This window comes from Massilia sp. IC2-476 (genome assembly GCF_020707295.1).
Classification (GTDB): domain Bacteria; phylum Pseudomonadota; class Gammaproteobacteria; order Burkholderiales; family Burkholderiaceae_D; genus Telluria.
This window is the reverse complement of sequence record NZ_JAJFER010000003.1, coordinates 496,433-513,980: the sequence shown is the minus strand read 5'-3', so window position 1 is coordinate 513,980 and position 17,548 is coordinate 496,433. Positions and strand designations below refer to the sequence as shown.

Genomic DNA, 17,548 nt, shown 5'->3' with positions numbered 1-17,548 from the left:
CACAAGCCGCGCTCCGCGTATGTGCGGCAACGTACACCGTCATAGCGCACGATTGAGATTTGCCGGTTTGCACTTTAGTTGCTCGTGATATCATTGTTTGTTATTACAGCTGTTCCTTTTACGTAACACTTTGCTTTGGTATGATTCTTTCCTGAAGGTAAAACCTTTTAGCGAAAGCACTACACACGATCGTGGAACACACAGACAAACCCAAAATCCTGGTCGTCAACGATGACGCCGCCAGCCTGCTTGCGCTGACGAGCCTTCTCGACCAGTGGGCAGATGAGAGCAACTACACGGTGCATTCGGCCCGCTCCGGCCAGGAAGCGCTGCGCCAGGTCCTGCTCCACGATTTCGCCGTGATCCTGCTTGACGTGAACATGCCGGGCATGGACGGCTTCGAGACTGCCGAGGCGATCCACCAGCGCGCCCGCTCGGCCGACATCCCGATCATCTTCGTCACCGCCTTCCTGGCCGACGAAATCGACCGCCTCAAGGCTTACCAGCGCGGCGCGGCGGATTTCCTGTTCACCCCGGTGATCCCGCAGATCCTGCACGCCAAGGTGTCGGTGTTCGTGGCCCTGGCCATGAAGAACGAACAGCTCAAGCGCCAGGCCGAAAAGCTGTCGCAGCGCACCACCGAACTGACCGCGACCAACCGCCGTCTCGTACGCGAGATGGAAGAACGGCGCGACGCCGAACGCAAGAGCCACGCCAAGGACGAATTCCTGGCCATGCTCGGCCACGAGCTGCGCAATCCGCTGTCGGCCATCAGCAGCGCCTCCTCGCTGATCGGCATGACCGGCGCCAATGCCGAGACCGTCACCCGCGCCAAGCAGATCATCCAGCGCCAGAGCCAGCACCTGTCGCGCATTGTCGACGACCTCCTCGACCTGTCGCGCGCCATGTCCGGCAAAATCCTGCTGGCGCGCAAACCGACCGACCTGTCCAACCTGGTGTCCGGCTGCCTGGAAACCTTCCGCGCCACCGGCCGCACCGCCGGCTACCGCTTCAGCGTCGACCTGGCCCCGGGCTGGGTCGACGGCGACCCGACCCGGCTGGAACAGATCACCTCCAACCTGCTCGACAACGCGATCAAGTACACGCCGGCCGGCGGCAGCATCGACATCAACCTGGCGCAAGCCGGCGAGGACGTGGTGCTTACGGTGCGCGACAGCGGGGTCGGCATCCCGGCCGAGCTGCTGCCCCACGTGTTCGATGTGTTCGTGCAGGGCGCGATCTCGATCGACCGCTCGCAGGGTGGCCTCGGCATCGGCCTGTCGCTGGTGCGGCGCCTGGTCGAGCTGCATGGCGGCAGCGTCAGCGCAGCCAGCGAAGGCAGCGGCAACGGCAGCACCTTCACGATCCGCCTGCCGCGTACCGAAGCGGTCAGCGCCAGCACGGCGCCGCAGCAGAGCCTGGGCGACAACAGCGGCAAGCCGTCGGTGCTCCTGATCGAAGACAATGAAGATGGACGCGAAATGATGGCGACCATGCTGGCCGCCCACGGCTTCCCGGTATCGACCGCGGCCGACGGCCTGCAGGGCGTGGCGGCGGCGCTGGCCGGCCGTCCGGCGGCCGCGCTGGTGGACATCGGCCTGCCCGGCATCGATGGCTACGAAGTGGCGCGCCGCCTGCGGCGCGATCCGGCCACCAACGGCATCCGGCTCATCGCCCTGACCGGCTATGGCCTCGCCGAAGACCAGCGCCGCGTGCTGGAAGCCGGTTTCGACCAGCACCTGGTCAAGCCGGTCGGCATGGACCAGTTGCTGGAGGCGCTGGCGCCGGCCGCGCTGCAGCCGGCTGCGGACGCGGCCTGACCGGCCGCCAACAGGATTACTGCAGTTCGGCGGCGCGCGCCGCCATTTCCTGACCCAGCGCCTGCAGGTCCAGCTTCAGTTCCTTCATCTTCGGGAACATTTCCTCTTCTTCTTCCTCGACGTGGTGGTCGACCAGCTCGCCGAGGACCTTGACCTTGGCGTCGTACAGGTCGTCGCCCGGGTCCATTTCCTGGATCTGGGCGATCAGGTCCTTGGCCGAAGCGTGCTCGACGACAGCCTCGTCGACCATGTCTTCGGTTTCCTCGGTTGCTTCGCGGACCGCCGGATACAGGATTTCTTCCTCGATCGTGGTGTGCATGATCAGGGCCTGGCAGATTTCGTCGGCAAGCTTCTTCTTGCTGACCTTGGCGCGGTCGGTCATGTTCTCGAACTTCTCGAACATCGCGTGCACTTCGCGGTGCTGCGCGGTCAGCAGCGTGATGGCATCCTGCGGTTTGGTAGCGTTTGTCATTGTAATACCCCCGTTGTTGAGCCCAACTATTAATAAAGTGGCATCTGCCACACCCCAAGCTTCGCCCGAAACAGCCGGGCCGACTGTACGGCACCGCACGCTGTTTCCGTCCCCTCCCCCGGTACAATGCAGCACTGCGCTCGCGCCGCCCACGAGCCAACTGTTGTATGATTTGGGAAACATTTAACCGAGCCTACGATGACCGAACCGGCACATCCGCAGTCCGGCCCGGCCGCTGCCGCATCTGCAGCGCCGGGCGCGGACCGCACCGCTGAACTCACCGAGATGCTGGGCTACCTCGCCGCCTGCTGGGACGAGGAGCGCCGCCTGCTGGCGCGCCAGCTCCATGACAGCCTGGGCTCGTCGATGACGGCCCTGACCATGCACCTGGCGCTGCTGACCCAGCACATCCCGGCCGAGAACCAGGCCATGCGCGACCGCAGCGCGCAGATGAAGGGGCTGCTCGCCAACATCATCGAGACCAACCGCAAGATGCAGCTCGAGCTGTGGAACGACAAGCTCGAGTTCCTTGGCCTGAAGGCCGCGCTGGCCGAGCTGGTGCCAGGCTTTGCCGCCGCCAACAACATCAAGGCGCGCACCAGCCTGCCGGACGAAGACGGCAGCTATACCCGCACCCAGGGCGTGGTGCTGCTGCGCTGCGTCGAAGAGGGCCTGCGCAACGTCGCCGCCCATGCACAGGCGACCGAGGTCGACGTGATCCTGGACGATGACGGCGACCAGGTGATGCTGACCATCCGCGACAACGGCACCGGCTTCCCGAACGACGACAAGGTGCTGGAGTCGACCAGCTGCCACGGCCTGCGCCTGTTGCGCGAACGCGCCCGTTTCCTCGGCGGCACTCTGGAACTCGGCGCCGGCGAGAGCGGCGGCGCCGTGCTGCGCATGACGCTGCCGAGGCAGGTGCCGGTCGCCTGATTCCCGCGATTAGTATCGTAGGGTGGGCGGGGTAGTGCAGGCCAGTGGCCTGCACTACGAACGCCCACGCGGTGATAGTTAGCGCAAGAACAGAAGTTCCAGCAGATCGGATGTCGCTCTACTGCGTGGGCGGCATAGCCGCCCACCCTACTCAATGCAGCTTGACCAGCGGCGTCGCCCGCCGCACCAGGAAGCGCGCCAGCGCCAGCACGCCGGTGCGCATGGTGCCGAGCACCGCCCGGTGGTGCATCAGGTGCAGGCTCGTATACATCAGCCGCGCCATCGTCCCCTGCACGAACCAGCTGGCCCCGCGCAGCGATCCCATCAGGCTGCCCACGCTGGTCGAGCGCCCCACCGACACCAGCGAGCCATAGTCGCGGTATTCGTAGGGCCGCTCCTGCGGCGCATGGCCCTTGGAACGGCGCAGGAAGGTGGTCACCAGGTAGTCGGCCTGCTGGTGCGCGGCCTGGGCGCGCGGCGGCACGGCGTTGCCATTGCCGTCGACGCAGGCGGCGCAGTCGCCCAAGGCATAGATGTCGTCCATGCCCTTCACCCGCAGGTGCGGGTCGACCTCGACCTGGCCGCCCTTCGCGGTCGGTAGGCCCAGTGAAGCCAGCAGGTCGGGCGCCTTGATGCCCGCCGCCCACACGCACAGATTGGCCGGGTACACGTTGCCGTCCTTGTCGACCACCCGGTCGCGCTCGATCTGCGTCACGCGGCAGTCGGTCACGACCCGGATGCCGCGCTTGCCCAGCAGCTCGTTGGCGGCGGCGGATACCTTTTCCGGCAGCGGGGCCAGCACGCGCGGCGCCCCTTCCAGGATGGTGATGCGCACGTCGCGCTTGACGTCGAGCTGGTCGAACCCGTAGGTGACGTAGGCGCCGGAGGCCTCGCGGAGCTCGGCTGCCAGCTCCACGCCGGTGGCGCCGCCGCCGATAATCACCACGTCCAGGCCACCGCCCTTGCCTTCTTCATGGTCCTGTTCCGCGGCCAGCATCAGGCGCAGCATGCGCAGGCGGAAGCGCTCGGCGTCCTCGGTGGCGTTCAGGGAGATGGTGTTTTCCTGCGCCCCCGGCACGCCGAAGTAATTCGAGGTGCTGCCGATCGCCAGCACCAGCGCGTCGTAGCGGATGCGGCGCTCGGGGAGCACCTCGTCGTTGTCGGTGGCGGCGACGATCGCGCCGACCGTGACGGTCTTCGAAGCCGCATCCAGGGCGGTCATCGGTCCGAATACGAAGTTGAAGCCGTTGTCGTGCGCCAGCATCTGGTAGGACAGACCTTCCTGGTGGATGTCCAGGGTGCCGGCCGCGACCTCGTGCAAGGAGGGCTTCCAGATGTGGTACAGCCGGCTGTCCACCAGCGTTACCTTCGACGGGCCCAGCTTGCGGCCCAGTTTGCAGGCCAGTTCCAGGCCGCCCGCACCGCCACCCACGATCACGAATTCGCTACGCAAAGTAAGCTCCTCTCATGGCGCCCGTCCGGCAATGCCAGCACATGGGCGATGTGGCAATCTTACTACGCATTCGTTGCGGGCGCGGCGCGCCACCCTGGTACCCACGCCGGGTTAAGATCATGCCATTCCATCCTCGAGAACGATGCCATGCCCAACCACGTCCCCGCCGAGATTGCCGATGCCGAAGCCCGCCTGCACGCCGCCATGCTCGCCTCCGACCTGGCCGTGCTGGACGAGCTGATCGACCATGGACTGATCTTCACCAACCACCTCGGCCAGGTCTTCGGCAAGCACGACGATCTCGAAACGCACCGCTCGGGCCTGTTGCGACTGGCCCGCATGGAGCCCTCCGAGATGCGTGTGGTCGTCGACGGCGACTGCGCCATCGTCTCGGTGCGCGTGGCGGTGGCGGGCCAGTTTGGCCGCTCACCCTTCAGCGCCGACCTGCGCTACAGCCGCGTGTGGCGGCGCGCGCCGGACGGCGCCTGGCGCGTGGTGGCGGCGCATGCCAGCGAAATCCGCGCACCGGCGCCTTGATGGGCCTTCAGCGATCCGTGCGTGGCGCGATGGGCCGGTCCTGTAGCATGGCCGCTCGACACGCTTGAAAGGATGCGACATGAACCAGCGCTACCGACCAATCACGCGCCTGGGCCTGGGCGGCACCGGGCTCGGCGACATGTACCACACCACGTCCGACGAGGCGGCGCGCGCCACCGTCGACGCGGCCTGGGATGCCGGCATCCGCTATTTCGACACCGCGCCGCACTACGGCGCCGGCCTGTCCGAGCACCGCTTCGGCCAGGCCCTGCGCACCCGGCCGCGTGGGGAGTACACGCTCTCGACCAAGGTCGGCCGCCTGCTGGCACCCGATGTAGCCGGCGAGGTGGCGCCGCCCTTCGTCTCGGCCCTGCCCTTCCGGCGCGTGATCGACTTCACGGCCGCAGGCGCGCGCCGCTCGGTCGAGGACAGCCTGCAGCGCCTGGCGCTGGGCAGCATCGATGTCGTCTACGTGCACGACCTCTCGGTCGATGCTTTCGGCGACAGTTTCGAGCATTACTTCCGGATCGCGGCCGGCCCCGGCGGTGCTTTTGAGGAGCTGGTGCGCATGCGCGAGGAAGGCCTGATCAAGGCCTGGGGACTGGGCGTGAACACGGTCGAGCCCTGCATGCGCGCGCTGCAGCAGTCGGACCCCGACATCTTCCTGCTGGCCGGACGCTACACGCTGATGGAGACCACGCCGCTGGAGGCCCTGTTCCCGCTGTGTATGGAGCGCGGCGCTTCGGTCGTGCTGGGCGGCCCGTACAACTCGGGTTTCCTGGCCGGCGGCGACCGCTACGACTACCTGCCCGCCAGGCCGGAACACTACGAACGGCGCGAGCGCCTGCGCCAGGTGGCGGGACGCCACGGCGTCGACCTGGCCGCGGCGGCGCTGCAGTTCGGCGCCGCCCATCCGGTGGTGTCGGCCACCATCCCCGGCGCCAGCAGCACGCAGCACCTCGGGCGCAATGCGGTCCTGATGGCGCTGCAGATTCCCGCCGCCTTCTGGCAGGAACTGGTGCACGAAGGACTGCTGCCGCCGGACGCTCCGCTGCCGCGGTAAGGAATCGGATCAGTCGCGGCCGTGGCCGTGGCCGTGACCCTTGCCGTGTCCGTTGCCATGGCCCCTGCCATGGCCGCGCTCTTCGTGACGGTCGCGATCATGGCCGCGATCGTCCCAGCGTTCGTGGTGGCCGCCGCCGTGGCGCTCGCGGTAGCGCGGCGCATACACGTCGGCATACCAGCGATCCTGCACGAACAGCACCGGCTGGCCGCAGGCGCCGTATTTGCGGCAGTGCTTGTTCCAGTTCTTGCGGTGGCCCGGCGGCACGCGCAGGTAGACCGGCTCGGCGCGCACGCGGTGGTGGCGTTCGACGATGACCGGTTGCGCCATGTAGACCGGCGGCGGGCCGTAATAGCCGCCATCGCCGATATCGATGCGGCCGTAGAAGCCGGGCTGGCCGACGCTGATGCTGACATTCGTCTGGGCCAGGGCTGGGAAGGTAGCGCTCGCCAGGGCTGCGCAGAGGATCAGGGCTTTCATAGTTGCCTCTCAGTGTTTGACGGCCGAACTTTACCACCGGAAATGTCGAACCGAAGGTGCGGCACTTCACACTTTTACACTCTGTGCAGCCTTTCACATCTCGTTACAGGTTCACGCTTACATGTTCCGGAACAGCGCCATGAAGGGCTGGCTCACCGCCAGCGTTTCCGGGCGATTCTTCAGCCGCAGCGTGCCGCGTCCGCTCTCGTCGCGCGAGACCCCGGCCACCGCGCGCAGGTTGACAATGGTCGAACGATGGACCTGCTTGAACATGGTCGGGTCCAGCACCTCGAGCAGGTCACGGATGGGTTTGCGCAGCAACGCTTCGCCATCCTGGGTCATCACGACCGTGTACTTGCTGTCGGCCTGGAAGTAGGCCACGTCGTCGACCAGGATCAGGCGCGTCTCCTGGCCGCGGCTGGCGGTCAGCCACACCAGCGGCGGCGCCTTGGGTTGCGGCGGCGCCGCCGCCGACAGCTGCAGCAGCAGGGCCTGCAGCTGCGCCAGGTCCTGGCCGCCGCGCTGCAGGCGCGCCTGCACCCTTGCCACGGTGCCGGCCAGGCGTTCGCGCGCCACGGGTTTAAGCAGGTAGTCGACCGCGCCGCGCTCGAAGGCGTCGATCGCGTACTGGTCGTAGGCGGTGACGAACACAAGCTCGGTCTTGATCCCGGTATCCACCAGGCTGGAGGCGACTTCCAGGCCGGACAGGCCCGGCATGCGGATGTCGAGGAAAGCCACGTCGGGGCGATGGGCGGCAATCGCTTCCAGCGCGCTGCCGCCGTCCTCGCAGCTGGCCACGATGTCCAGTTCCGGCCACACCTGCCCCAGCAACTGGACCAGCGATTCGCGCAGCAGGGTTTCGTCTTCGGCGATCACGCCGGTGATCCGCTTCTCAAGCATGATGCAGCCCTCCTGCTCCCACGGTGCTGTTGACGGCGTTCGGCACCGTGATGGTGGCCGCCACGCCGCTCGGGAAGTTGGCCACGATCGAGAACGAGGCCGCATTGCCGTAGGCCAGGCGCAGGCGCTCGCGCACATTGCGCAGGCCGACACCGGTGCCGCCGCCCTCGGCCGTGAAACCGCGGCCGTCGTCGGCCACCGTCACCGCCACGCTGTTGTCGACCTGGCGCGCCAGAATCCACACCGTGCCGCCGCCCGGCTTGGGTTCGAGGCCGTGCTTGATCGCGTTTTCGACCAGGGTCTGCAGCATCATGGTCGGGAACAGCACGCCGCGCAGGGCATCGGGCACGTCGACCTGCAGCTGCAGGCGCGGGCCCATGCGGATCTTGAGGATGTCGAGGTAGGCACGGGCACGCTCCAGTTCCTCGCCGATGGTCGAAGGCGCGTCCTCGGTGCGCGGCAGCGAGTGGCGCAGGTACTGGATCAGGTTGCCGAGCATCTCGTCGGCGCGTGCCGGGTCGGTACGGGTCAGCACCTGGGCACTGGCCAGGGTGTTGTACAGGAAGTGCGGCTCGACCTGGGCGTGCAGCAAATTCAGCTTGGCCACCGTGAGTTCCTTTTCGGTGGCGGTCTGGCGGACCTGGGCCTGCTCGCCGCGGCGGCGCTCGGCGACGCGGCGCGTGATGGCGCGCACGATCGCTTCGGCGTTCTCCAGGTTGGTGCCATGGTCGACCAGGAAGGTGTCGGTCCAGGCCGGGTCTTCCGGTTCGCAGATCAGCGTCACGCTACCAGCGGCGTCGCCGTTCGGGGTAACCGTGGCCAGGATCTGGTTGCGGCGTTCGCCGAACGGAATGAATGCCCAGCTGGCCGCCGGCGGCTGGCCATCGTGGTGCATGGCATAGGGGTTGATGCGCTTCACCTTGGCGCGCACCTGCAGGCTGTCGCGCGCGCTTTCCACCAGGATCGCGCCGGGCAGCTCGCGGATCGCGGCATCGATCAGGTCGAAGGCCTCGCCGGCTTCGAACGGGATTTCGATCTGGCGCCGCTGGCGGTTCGACAGGGTGCTGCTGTTCAGGGTGCCGGCGATCAGGCGCACCCGGCGCATGTGCGAGAACACGCCGGACAGCACCCACAGGCCGAGGAACAGGGCCAGCAGCGCGAAATAGCCGCCGATGTCGCGTTCGAAGTAATCATGGATCGACTCGACGATGATGATGCACAGGATGAGGTAGCAGCCGAGCCAGGCCGCCAGCAGTCGTCCGAGGTGAAAAGCGCTTGAGATCATGGTGTTCTTTCAGTAGTGGGACAGCGCCAGATTAGTCCTTGTCTTCATTGCCCGGTGACATTATGCGACGGAGACGGGGTAGCGGCGACGAAACCGGCCCTGCCCGCCCTAAAAAATCCGTTGCGCATTGCCCTCACCCGCAGCCGGCTTTTCTCGCTGCCTGGCGAACACTGCTTTACAATGCTGCGCAGTTCGTCAAAGAAAGGTTTTTTTCAGCATGGCATTCAAGCATACCGTCTTCGCATTCGCCGCCCTCCTGCTGGGCACTTCCGCGCACGCCCAGCTGGGCGCCGCCGTCACCGCCGACCTCGGCACCACCGGTGCCGGCCTGCACCTCGTGGTGCCGATGGAGCGCACCCTGAACGGCCGTTTCGGCGCCAACTACTTCAAGCACGACCTCGACAAGCGCTCCGGCCTGGTCGACTACAAGCTCGACGGCAAGCTGGCCACCTTCGACGTGCTGTTCGACTGGTACGTGATCGAGGGCAGCAGCTTCCGCCTGACCAGCGGCCTGGTCTACAACGGCACCCGTTTCAAGGCGACCGGCGTCCCTGCCGCCAACGGCAGCTTCACCTTCAACGGCAATACCTACAAGACCACCGACATCGGCACCCTGAAAGGCGACGTCAGCTTCCGCCGCGCCGCGCCCTACATCGGCATCGGCTGGGGCAATGCCCTCACCCCGAACAAGCGCTGGAACTTCGGTGCCGACATCGGCGCCTTTTACCAGGGCAAGGCCAAGGTCAACCTGATTCCTTACGGCTGCACCACCTCGAACGCCGTGTGCGGCAAGCTGGCGACCGACGTGGCGGTGGAAGAACTGCGCCTGCAGGACGAAGCCTCGGACTACAAGGTCTACCCGGTGCTGCGCGCCAGCATCTCGTACAACTTCTAAAAGAAGATATGTACATCGGCGCGGACAGGCGTATGATGGAAACTCTTATCAAGGAGCCATCATGCCACCGCGCCGCTTCCTTCCCTTTGCGCTGATCGTCGCCACGCTCTTGATGGGCGGATGCAAAGACCAGCGCGAACCGGCCAAGCCCATCGTCGACCTGTCGGACGTCGTCGTCTCCATCTGAACAGGCTTTTGCCCGCACTGCCCCGGGCACGGTAAACTACGGCCTGTCTATTTATTCGCCGTAAGGTTCCCATGCCGTTTGCCGCCCTTGGACTGATCGAGCCGATCGTCCAGACCCTCGCTTCGCTCGACTACACCACCCCGACCCCTGTCCAGCAGCAGGCCATTCCTGCCGTCCTGTCCGGCAAGGACGTGATGGCTGCCGCCCAGACCGGCACCGGCAAGACCGCCGGCTTTGCCCTGCCGATCCTGCAGCGCCTGTTCAAGCGCGACAAGCCGGTCGGCAGCAATGCCGTGCGCGCCCTGGTCCTCGTGCCGACCCGCGAGCTGGCCGAGCAGGTGCATGAAAGCTTCCGCAGCTACGGCGCCGGGCTGAACCTGCGCACCATGGTGGCCTACGGCGGGGTCAGCATCAATCCGCAGATGATGAATTTGCGTAAGGGAGCGGACGTGCTGGTGGCGACCCCCGGCCGCCTGCTCGATTTGTACCGCCAGAACGCGGTGAAGTTCAACGAAGTCATCACCCTGGTGCTGGACGAAGCGGACCGCATGCTCGACCTCGGCTTCTCGAAAGAGCTCGACCAGGTGTTCGCGGCCCTGCCGAAAAAGCGCCAGACCCTGCTGTTCTCGGCCACCTTCTCCGACCAGATCCGCGCCATGGCCAACCGCCTGCTGCGCGAACCGGTGCGCATCGAGGCGTCGCCGCGCAATACCACCGCGACCAAGGTCACCCAGTGGCTGGTCCCGGTCGACAAGAAGCGCAAGTCCGAGCTGTTCCTGCACCTGCTGAAGAAGCACGGCTGGACCCAGGTGCTGGCCTTTGCCAAAACCCGCAAGGGCGTGGACGAGCTGGTCGGCCTGCTGGACGCCAAGCGCATCCCGGCCGATGCCATCCACGGCGACAAGCCGCAGCCGGCGCGCCTGCGCGCGCTGGAGCGTTTCAAGGCGGGCGACGTGAAGGTGCTGGTGGCAACCGACGTCGCCGCGCGCGGCCTGGACATCGACGACCTGCCGGTGGTGGTCAATGTCGACCTGCCGATCGTGGCCGAGGATTACGTGCACCGCACCGGGCGCACCGGACGCGCGGGCGCCTCGGGCGAAGCGGTGTCGCTGGTGGCAGCCGACGAGGTGGAATACCTGGCGGCGATCGAGGCCCTGACGCGCCAGACCATCCGGCGCGAGGAAGAAAGCGGGTTCGAGCCGGATCACCGGGTGCCCGAGACCACGGCCGGCGGACAGATCGTGAAGAAGCCGAAGAAGCCCAAGAAGCCGAAGGGCGAGGTCAAGGTGGTGCAGGAGGACGTGCGCTTCCGGCGCTGACTGGCGGCCAATTGCCGCGTGGGCGGGAAAACCCGCCCACCCTACAACACCGGTAGGGTGGGCGGATCTCCACCCACGCGGCGGTAGTTACAGTACCAGGCGCATTTCGCGCATGCCTTCGAGGCCGGACGATTTCACCGTAAAGCCCATCCGCTTGGCCAGGCCCGTGATGCGCGAATTCTGCGGCAGCGCCTCGCCCACGATCTCGCGTGTGCCGCGCGAGCGGCAGTAGTCGATCAGCTTCTGCATCATGATCTTCCCCAGACCCATGCCCTTCAGGTCGGAGCGCACCGTCACCGCGAACTCGGCGCTGATGTTGTCCGGATCGGCCACCACCCGGCCCACCGCCAGCGTCTCGGCCACGCCCTGCGCATTGGGGCGGGTAGCGATGAAGGCCATCTCGCGGTCGTAGTCGATCTGGGTGAAGCGCGCCAGCTGCGAGGGCTGCAGTTCGCGGATGCGCACGAACATCCGGTAGCGCACGTCGTCGGGGGTGAGCGCATCAAAGAAGGCCAGGTGCGCCGGGCCGTCTTCCGGACGGATCGGGCGCAGCAGCAGCGTCCCGCCATTCCACTCGATGGTCTCTTCCAGTTCGCGCGGATAGGGCCGGATCGCCAGCCGGTCGAGCGTGCTGCCGGAGCGGTCGGCCAGCGCCAGGCGCATGCGCGCATCCAGCACCGTCGTGCCGCGGCTATCGGCCAGCAGCGGGTTCAGGTCCAGCTCCACGATCTCGGGAATGTCCGCGACCATGCGCGAGACCTGCACCAGCGAGGCCAGTACCGCGTCCATGTTCACCGCCGGGCGGTTGCGGTAGCCGGCCAGCAGCCTGGCCACGCGGGTGCGGTCGACCAGGTCGCGCGCCAGCACCAGGTTCAGGGGCGGGAGGCCGACCGCATGGTCGTCCGTCACTTCCACCGTCACCCCGCCCTGCCCGAACACGATCACCGGCCCGAACACCGGGTCAAGGGCGGCGCCCACGATCAGTTCATGCGCATTGGTCGAGCGGGCCATGGCCTGCACCGAATAGCCTTCGAAGCGCGCCTGCGGGAACAGCTCGCCCAGGCGCTTCGTCATGCGCTTCGCCGCCGCGCGCACGCCTTCCGGGCTGTCGATGTCGAGGGTCACGCCGCCGAAGTCCGACTTGTGCATCACGTCGGGCGTGAGGATCTTGACCGCCACCGGGTAACCGATGTTCTGGGCCGCCTGCACCGCCTCATCGACCGTGGCGGCCTGGCGCGTCTCGACCACCGCCATGCCGTAGGTGCGCAGGATGGCCTTGGTCTCGGGATCGGACAGCAGGTAGCGCCCTGCCGCAATCGCTTCGCGCACCAGGGCGCGCGCCGCCGCCCGGTCCGGCGCCACGGTGCCGGCCATCGAGGGCGGCACTTCCATCAGGAGGTTCTGGTTGCGCCGGTAGTGCACCAGCTGCAGGAAGCCCGCCACCGCGTCTTCCGGCGTACGGAAGGCCGGCAGGCGCGCGCCGGAGGCAATCGCGCGTGCCTCCGCGACCGCGGCCCCGCCCAGCCAGCACGAGAGCAGGGTCTTGGAGGCGCTGCGCACCAGCGGCGCGATGGCGTCGGCGACGTCGCGGCTGGACACGGTGGCGGTGGGCGACTGGATCGCCAGCACCGCGTCGACTTGCGGGTCCTGCAGCAGGATCTCGAGCGCCTCGCGGTACAGTGCCGGCGGCGCGCCGCCCTGCAGGTCGACCACGTTCCCGCGCCGCCAGCGCGGCGCCAGCAGCGCGTCCAGCCGGTCGATGGTGCTGCCTGCGAACTGCGCTTCCACCCCGCCACCATAGGCCAGCGCGTCGCGCGCCAGCACGCCGGGACCGGCGCCGTTGCTGACGATGGCGAGCCGCTCGCCATGCAGCGGGCGCGCGTAGGCCAGGGTCTCGGCGGCCGAGAACAGCTGGTCGGTGGTGTACACGCGCAGCATGCCGGCGCGCCGGATCGCGGCGTCGAACACGTCGTCGTGGTGCGCCAGCGCCCCGCTCTCGCTGGCCGCAGCCGGCGCGTCGTCTTCTTCGCGCCCAGCCTTCAGCACCAGCACCGGCTTGCTGCGCGCCGCCGCGCGCGCCGCCGACATGAACTTGCGCGCATAGCGCAGGTCCTGCAGGTAGAGCAGGATGGCGCCCGTCGCGCCGTCGCTGGCCAGGTAGTCGAGCACGTCGCCGAGGTCGACGTCGGCCGCATCGCCCAGCGCGATGAAGTGCGAAAAACCGATGCCGCGCGTGCGCGCCCAGTCCAGCACCCCGACCATCAGGGCGCCCGACTGCGACACGAAGGCAATCCGTCCCGGCAGCGCGCCGCTGGTGGCGACGCTGGCGTTCAGGCCGAGGCCAGGGGTCAGCAGCCCGGCGCTGTTCGGTCCCAGCAGGCGCAGGAGATAGGGGTGGGCGGCGTCGAGCATGGCCTGGCGCAGGCTGCGTCCGCCCCTGCGCGCATCGACCAGGCCCTGGCTCAAGACCACCGCCGCGCGGGTGCCGCGCTCGCCCAGCTGGCGCACGATCGCGGGCACCGTGGCAGGCGGCGTGCAGATCACCGCCAGCGAGGGCGCCTGCGGCAGCTCCGCCACGCTGGCATAGCAGCGCCGGCCGGACAGTTCGGTGTACTTCGGATTGACGGGCCAGACCTCGCCCTTGAAACCGCCGGCGAGCAGGTTGTGCAGCAAGGTCGCTCCAAGGCTGCCCGGCCTTTCGGAGGCGCCGACCAGCGCGACCGAGCCTGGGGCGAACAGGTGCTCGAGGTTGCGAACGCTCATGCCTGGACCTTTCCGTGCGAATGGGGCGGGCGCCGCTGCGCCCATCAGGGAAAGGATAGCAACGCTGCGCAAGGCAGCGCGCACCGGATACCCGACAGCCCTAGGAGCGGCGGCTGAAGGGACGGGCGCCGAGGCGGCGTTCGCGCCGGGTGGCCGGCAGCGCACACAGGGCGGGCGAACGGGCGCGCAGTTCGCGCATGATGCCGTCGGCCATGATGCGGGTATGGCAGGCCAGCGTGGGTGCGTCGATCCCGGCGCCCAGCACGTGGGAGCGGAACACGCGCGCCTCGTCCAGCTCGTGCATGGCGATGGCGGCCAGCACGCTGCGGCTTGACACCGGCGGGGCGGCGTAGAAGTGCAGGCGGAACTGGCGGTCGAGCAGCACCGTGCCGGCCAGGAAGCGGTCGAGGCCGACGTCGAACAGCACCTGTGCGATCACCTCGGCTGCACGGCTGGCAATCTCTTCCTGATTTTTCCTGCGGCGCGGGCCGAACAGGCGAAACAGCATGTGCATGCCCCCTCCAAGTCGATGCCCTAGGCATACTAACAGTCGCTTGCCGGCTCTGCAATATTAGGGTGGACGCTGTTGTAAAAAGCGACAAGCGCTTCCCTACAGGCTCGAGAGCAGCGCAATCAGCTGCTGCGGCGCCACCGGCTTGGTCAGGTGTTCGTCGAACCCGGCCGCCAGCGAAGCCGCCCGGTCTTCCTGCCGCCCGCGTCCCGTGACCGCGACGAGGAAGGGCCGCGGCCTGCGCGTGGACAGGACCGCCGCCACTTCCAGCCCGTCCATCTCCGGCATGCCCAGGTCCAGCACCACGATCTCCGCCGGCCGCTCGTTGAACAGGCGCAGCGCCGCCGCCCCGTCGTGCGCCACCGACACCAATGCCCCTTCCGAGCGCAGCAGCCAGGCCAGCGATTCGGCCGCGTCCACGTTGTCGTCGGCCACCAGCACCTGCCTGCGGATGCGCGCGCCGCCGGCGACCTCCAGCACCGCCGCTTCGCAGTCCGGTCCGGGATGGATCGCCGGCAGCAGCACGGTGAACGACGATCCGTGTCCCGGCCCGGCGCTCCAGGCTTCCAGCCGGCCGCCGTGCAGCTCGACCAGGCCCTTGGCCAGCGACAGGCCGATCCCCAGCCCACCCTGGGCCAGGTGGCTGGCGCTCGACACCTGGACAAAGGCGTCGAACACCCGCCCCAGCATGTCCGGCTCGATGCCGATGCCGTTGTCGCTCACCTCCACCCTGGCCTCCCCCTTCTCCTCTTTCAGCAGGATGCCGATGCGTCCCCCGGGCGGGGTGTACTTGGCGGCGTTGTTGATCAGGTTGGCCAGCACCTGGGTCAGGCGCAGCGCGTCGGCCTCGACCCAGACCGGCTCGTCGCACAGCTCGAGCGCCACCTGGTGGCGTCCGGCCTCGATGAGCGGCATGCTGGTCTGCAGGGTGTCGCGCAGCAGGCGCCCCAGTTCCACCGGTGCGCGGTGCAGTTCGATCTTGCCGCGGCTGATGCGGGTCACGTCGAGCAGGTCGTCGAGCAGGCGCGCCATCTGCGCGGTCTGGCGCCCGACCATGGCCGCAATCCATTCGATCCGGTCCTGCGGCAGGTGCTTGCCGCGCAGGAGCGAGGCGGCGTTCGCGATCGGGGCCAGCGGATTGCGCAGCTCGTGCGCCAGGGTCGCGATGTAGACGTCCTTGCGGCGGTCGGCCTCCTTCAGGCCCTCCATCGCTTCCTCGCGCTCGCTGACATCGAGCACCAGCGAGAACACCCGGTCGATGTTCCCCTCCTCGTCGTGCAGCACCGAGTTGTACCACTCGCAGGACAGGGTGCGGCCGTCGCGCGTGCGGTTGCGGTTGCTGGACTTGACGTAGCGCGTGGCCGAGTCGAGCAGTCGCCCCATCGCGAGGGCTACCCTGTGTGCGTCTTCCTCGTGGATCACGGGCAGCGCATCGATGCGCCGGCCTACCGCTTCCCGGGCGCTCCAGCCGAACAGTTCTTCGGCGCGCCTGTTCCACAGCCGGATGACGAAGTCGCGGTCCCACTCGATCACGGCCAGCGGCGTATTTTCGATGAGATAGCGCGTCTGGTCGAGGGCGCGCGCCAGCGCGGCGCTGGCCTCGGTGCGTTCGGTCACGTCGTCGAGGACGATCACGGCGGCCGCCAGGTCGGCCGCGCCGTCGCGCAGCGGCGCCCCGCTGACCGTGTAGACACGGCGGCCATCGGGGCTCTGGCTCTCGAGCACGGCGTCGCGGAAGGCTTCGCCGCGGATCGCGCGCCGCACCGGCTCGCCGATCAGGGACAGCATCGCGGCCGGCCCCGACACCGGCTCCGCACCCTGCCCCGCATGCTCGAAGCGCGCCGCCATCTGCCCGGCCTGGTCGTTGGCCATCACACAGCGGCCCTCGCGGTCGACGATCAGGACGCCGTCCGGCAGCTGTTGCAGCACCGATCCCAGCAGGCTTTGCCACTGGGCCCGGGCGCGCGTCTCGATCATCTCTTCGAAGGTAATGCGCAGCCGTTCATGCAGGGCGATGTTGTCGATCGCGACCGCCCCGAGCACGAACAGCGACGCCGCCAGCCCGTACAGGCGCCCGGCATAGAAGCCAAGGTCGAAGCGCCCGCCGTTGAGCAGGCACGACAGTAGCACTTCGAACACCCAGGCCGCCATCGCGATCGTCAGCCAGACGTCGAGCACGGCGCGGGGACGCTTGCTGGCAGTGCGCCACAATGCATACAGGGACAGCGCCAGCAGGCTTGCACCGAGCCAGCGGTAGGCCGGCAGGAAGCGGTGCCCGTCCATCAGCTGCGGCAGGAAGGGCGCGCCGCTGGTGCAGATCAGCACCAGCACCGCCGCGAACAGCGCCGTCAGCAGCGTACCCACGCGCAGGAAATGCGGGGGCAGCGGGCGCCGGTAGCTGCGCGCATAGCCGATCACGCACAGCGGGAACAGCGCGTGCCAGATCATGAACAGCCAGGGCGTGGTCTGGCTATTCCCGCCCAGCACGCCGTGGGCCGAGAACAGGCCGGGAAAGGTCAGCATGTGGGCCAGCGCGATCAACGCCGTGAACAGGTAGCCCAGGGTGAGGATGCCGAGCGACCAGGAACGGCCCGTGTGCAGGTGGCCGAGCAGGAGGATGGCGGTGAGCAGGTTGGCGCCGATCAGGATCGACTGCACCATCGGCACGAATTCCGGCGCCACGGGCATGGGCGTGGCGGCGAACGGCGCCAGCAGCGCGAACAGCACGCCCAGCACCCCGAGGACGACCAGGACGCTGCGCAGCTGCGCCCCGGATGGAGGATGTTTCGCCAGATCTGCCGGTTCTGCTAAAACACCGTTTCGCATGGTCATCCCAGTGGAATGCTGTTCCGATTCGTTGCGCCGTGCTTCCTGCCTTTATTCAAGTTACATAAAAATATAGCTTAAAAGTCTATGTTGAGCTGCGC

15 protein-coding genes are annotated in these 17,548 nt (G+C 67.7%); 7 read left to right on the top strand and 8 right to left on the bottom strand.

The features are described 5' to 3' along the window. The first annotated feature begins 191 nt into the window (after positions 1–191). A complete protein-coding gene (locus tag LK539_RS11335) occupies positions 192–1,820 on the top strand; it encodes a response regulator (RefSeq protein ID WP_227801012.1) in 1,629 nt (542 codons plus the stop codon). A 16-nt stretch (positions 1,821–1,836) separates the two neighbouring features. Here the strand turns inward: LK539_RS11335 and LK539_RS11330 are convergent, their stop codons facing one another. Further along, positions 1,837–2,292, bottom strand: coding sequence for a hemerythrin domain-containing protein (locus LK539_RS11330; RefSeq protein ID WP_227801011.1), 456 nt, complete (start codon positions 2,290–2,292; stop codon positions 1,837–1,839). A gap of 198 nt (positions 2,293–2,490) precedes the next feature. On the opposite strand from LK539_RS11330, the gene LK539_RS11325 reads away from it, so the two are divergent. Further along, positions 2,491–3,228, top strand: coding sequence for a sensor histidine kinase (locus LK539_RS11325; protein ID WP_227801010.1), 738 nt, complete (start codon positions 2,491–2,493; stop codon positions 3,226–3,228). Between the two features lie 151 nt (positions 3,229–3,379). Here the strand turns inward: LK539_RS11325 and LK539_RS11320 are convergent, their stop codons facing one another. Then, positions 3,380–4,681, bottom strand: a complete 1,302-nt coding sequence (locus tag LK539_RS11320) for an NAD(P)/FAD-dependent oxidoreductase (protein WP_227801009.1) — start codon at positions 4,679–4,681, stop codon at positions 3,380–3,382. A gap of 147 nt (positions 4,682–4,828) precedes the next feature. On the opposite strand from LK539_RS11320, the gene LK539_RS11315 reads away from it, so the two are divergent. Together LK539_RS11315 and LK539_RS11310 are read left to right on the top strand one after the other, a co-directional pair. After that, complete coding sequence (locus tag LK539_RS11315; protein WP_227801008.1) at positions 4,829–5,218, top strand: nuclear transport factor 2 family protein; 390 nt, start codon at positions 4,829–4,831, stop codon at positions 5,216–5,218. 79 nt (positions 5,219–5,297) lie between these two features. Next, positions 5,298–6,281 (top strand): aldo/keto reductase, encoded by a 984-nt coding sequence (locus tag LK539_RS11310; RefSeq protein ID WP_227801007.1) that lies wholly within the window; start codon positions 5,298–5,300, stop codon positions 6,279–6,281. Positions 6,282–6,290: 9 nt separating this feature from the next. Here the strand turns inward: LK539_RS11310 and LK539_RS11305 are convergent, their stop codons facing one another. From LK539_RS11305 to LK539_RS11295, 3 genes are all read right to left on the bottom strand, one after another. Then, positions 6,291–6,761: a hypothetical protein gene (locus LK539_RS11305; protein WP_227801006.1), complete on the bottom strand. Its 471-nt coding sequence runs from the start codon at positions 6,759–6,761 to the stop codon at positions 6,291–6,293. 117 nt (positions 6,762–6,878) lie between these two features. Then, on the bottom strand, positions 6,879–7,661 hold the full coding sequence (locus tag LK539_RS11300) for a LytTR family DNA-binding domain-containing protein (RefSeq protein ID WP_227801005.1): 783 nt from the start codon (positions 7,659–7,661) through the stop codon (positions 6,879–6,881). Further along, positions 7,654–8,946 carry a sensor histidine kinase gene (locus LK539_RS11295; RefSeq protein ID WP_227801004.1) on the bottom strand — a complete coding sequence of 431 codons (1,293 nt, stop codon included), beginning with the start codon at positions 8,944–8,946 and terminating at the stop codon, positions 7,654–7,656. Before LK539_RS11295 ends, LK539_RS11300 begins: the two co-directional genes overlap by 8 nt. Positions 8,947–9,163: 217 nt before the next feature. Between LK539_RS11295 and LK539_RS11290 the strand changes: the two genes are divergently transcribed. The 3 genes from LK539_RS11290 (at position 9,164) to LK539_RS11285 (ending at position 11,347) form a co-directional block, all read left to right on the top strand. Then, positions 9,164–9,841 (top strand): hypothetical protein, encoded by a 678-nt coding sequence (locus LK539_RS11290; RefSeq protein ID WP_227801003.1) that lies wholly within the window; start codon positions 9,164–9,166, stop codon positions 9,839–9,841. Between the two features lie 61 nt (positions 9,842–9,902). Next, positions 9,903–10,028: a hypothetical protein gene (locus tag LK539_RS24425; RefSeq protein WP_267877671.1), complete on the top strand. Its 126-nt coding sequence runs from the start codon at positions 9,903–9,905 to the stop codon at positions 10,026–10,028. A gap of 71 nt (positions 10,029–10,099) precedes the next feature. After that, positions 10,100–11,347 carry a DEAD/DEAH box helicase gene (locus LK539_RS11285; protein ID WP_227801002.1) on the top strand — a complete coding sequence of 416 codons (1,248 nt, stop codon included), beginning with the start codon at positions 10,100–10,102 and terminating at the stop codon, positions 11,345–11,347. Positions 11,348–11,434: 87 nt separating this feature from the next. Here the strand turns inward: LK539_RS11285 and LK539_RS11280 are convergent, their stop codons facing one another. The 3 genes from LK539_RS11280 to LK539_RS11270 form a co-directional block, all read right to left on the bottom strand. Further along, positions 11,435–14,110, bottom strand: a complete 2,676-nt coding sequence (locus tag LK539_RS11280) for a bifunctional acetate--CoA ligase family protein/GNAT family N-acetyltransferase (RefSeq protein ID WP_227801001.1) — start codon at positions 14,108–14,110, stop codon at positions 11,435–11,437. Between the two features lie 100 nt (positions 14,111–14,210). After that, a complete protein-coding gene (locus LK539_RS11275) occupies positions 14,211–14,624 on the bottom strand; it encodes a hypothetical protein (RefSeq protein ID WP_227801000.1) in 414 nt (137 codons plus the stop codon). Positions 14,625–14,720: 96 nt separating this feature from the next. Then, positions 14,721–17,453, bottom strand: coding sequence for an ATP-binding protein (locus LK539_RS11270; RefSeq protein ID WP_227800999.1), 2,733 nt, complete (start codon positions 17,451–17,453; stop codon positions 14,721–14,723). Between the last annotated feature and the right edge of the window lie 95 nt (positions 17,454–17,548).